This window comes from Vibrio sp. 10N.222.48.A3 (genome assembly GCF_041475345.1).
GTDB classification, from domain to species: Bacteria; Pseudomonadota; Gammaproteobacteria; order Enterobacterales; family Vibrionaceae; genus Vibrio; species Vibrio tasmaniensis_A.
In genome coordinates, this window is the sequence record NZ_JBFRVX010000930.1 from 1 (window position 1) to 1,949 (window position 1,949).

At 45.7% G+C, this 1,949-nt stretch carries 2 protein-coding genes and 1 pseudogene; all 3 read left to right on the forward strand.

What is annotated here, in order from left to right; genetic code table 11:
- Window positions 1–644: iron chelate uptake ABC transporter family permease subunit (locus AB4653_RS22015; protein ID WP_372105347.1), on the forward strand; the 644-nt coding region annotated here is incomplete at its 5' end.
- Between the two features lie 253 nt (window positions 645–897).
- On the forward strand, window positions 898–1,710 hold the full coding sequence (locus AB4653_RS22020; RefSeq protein WP_102258131.1) for a crotonase/enoyl-CoA hydratase family protein: 813 nt from the start codon (window positions 898–900) through the stop codon (window positions 1,708–1,710).
- 93 nt (window positions 1,711–1,803) lie between these two features.
- A pseudogene (locus AB4653_RS22025) lies at window positions 1,804–1,949 on the forward strand (long-chain fatty acid transporter); the annotation flags it as partial.

Below are 1,949 nucleotides of genomic sequence, written 5' to 3' on the forward strand. Positions count from 1 at the left end.
CATTGAGCCCTTGGATTGCTTTCTTAGGCAGCGCGATTGCACTGTGTTTATTGCTATTCCTTGGCAAGAAGCATCAGTTTGCACCTTCGATCTTGATTCTCACAGGTATCTCATTAACCGCAGTTTTGGAAGCTTTGGTGCAATTCTCTTTAACGCGAGTGGGTGAGGGGAAATACACTTTATTGGCTTGGTTGGCAGGCTCTACCTATCGTGTTGAACCTGAGTCGGCAATGATTATGACCATGGTGATAACGGCTTCTATCGGGGCTGCTTTGCTATTGAGCCGTTGGGTGACCTTAATTGCGACTGGCCGACAGTTCGCGAGTGCCAGAGGGCTGAATATCAGTATCGCCTACGTGGCACTGTTGTGTATTGTTGCGATCTTATGTTCGGTCGTGACAACCACCATGGGACCAGTCGCGTTTGTCGGCTTGTTAGCTCCGCATATCGCAGCAATGGTGGGCGCTCGTTTGGTTCGAGAGCAGATCATCTTGTCGTTTTTGATTGGTGCAGCATTGATGCTATTTGCAGACTGGTTAGGGCAAGTGGTGGTGTTCCCAGCGCAGCTTGCCGCAGGGACGTTAGTTTCAATTATTGGTGGCAGTTATTTCATCTTCTTGTTACTGAAATCTCGAAGAACATAGGTTCTGTCAAAACAGAGAGCCCTTGATTATCAAAGCTACTGGTATTCAAAACTACTGGCAATCAAAGCGATTCGCAATAAAAGCTACGAATGAAAAGCAGTGAATGGAGCGAACCATCACTGCTTTTTTATTGATGTCGTTTGTGTAAGGGGGAGGTGTTAAGCAACACAGGTCTCGCTTCTTAATGTGCAAGTTTGGCATATGTTAATAAAATGTATAACCTAAAGGTCTGACCACTTATAAGGTAGCCACCATGCCAAACCTCGATCGTATCACTTGTTCCATTGATGAAAACCAAATTGCCACCGTTGTGCTGAATAGACCCGATAAGCTCAACGCTATTGATATGGCGATGTTTGAAGGCGTCAATAATATGATCAGAGAACTCAAAAAGAATAACGAGATTCGCGCTGTGATAGTGAAAGGTAATGGTACGGATTTTTGTTCAGGGCTCGATGTTAAATCGTTATTGAACAGTAAAGTTGGAGCGATGAAGCTTTTGTTCAAATGGTTGCCGACGTTGCCAAATGCGGCTCAGTATTTTTCTATTGGTTGGCGAGAGATCCCTTGCCCTGTCATTTTTGCGATTCACGGGCGTTGTTGGGGAGGTGGGCTTCAATTAGCCAGTGGTGGTGATTTTAGAATCGCTAGCCCAGACGCGAACTTCTCGATATTGGAAGCGAAGTGGGGGCTGATTCCTGACATGGGAGGCGCCATCGCATTTCGCGAGCTGATGCGTAAAGATCACACCTTAGAAATGGCAATGACGGCCAAAGTGATCGACTGTGAAACCGCGAAAGAATATGGATTGGTGACTAAAATCGCTGAAGACCCTTACGCTGAAGCCTATGCGTTGGCACTTGAGTGCGCGAATCGGTCGCCAGATGTTGTCGCTGCTAATAAGAAACTCTACAACAAGACTTGGTGGTCCAGTCCTGGGTTCGCCTTATTTTACGAGACTTGGTATCAAATAAAGGTAGGGGTAGGTAAGAACAGAGCAATTGCTGCTCAACGTGAAATTCATCGAGACAAGGCGCGTCCATACGTCGCTAGAAGGTTCAAATAGCGCTTGTAAAGTAATAACGGGTATTCCCATTGTTTATAGGGCTTTGCGGTAACCTTAGATCAATTTAATGTCTAAGGCTAAATGAGCAATCTGATGAACAAAACTTTTACTTACTCGCTAGCTGCCACCGCAATTTTTACAAGTTTAAATGCTTTCGCAAGTGGTCTATTTTTACAAGAAGCTGTCGTCGCCAATGCCGGTACAACTGGCGCAGGTGACGGTGTTTACTCTCGTTCAGC

Coding starts and splice junctions, on each gene's coding strand:
- AB4653_RS22020 (WP_102258131.1), top strand. CDS start 898: ATGCCAAACCTCGATCGTATCACTTGTTCCATTGATGAAAACCAAATT.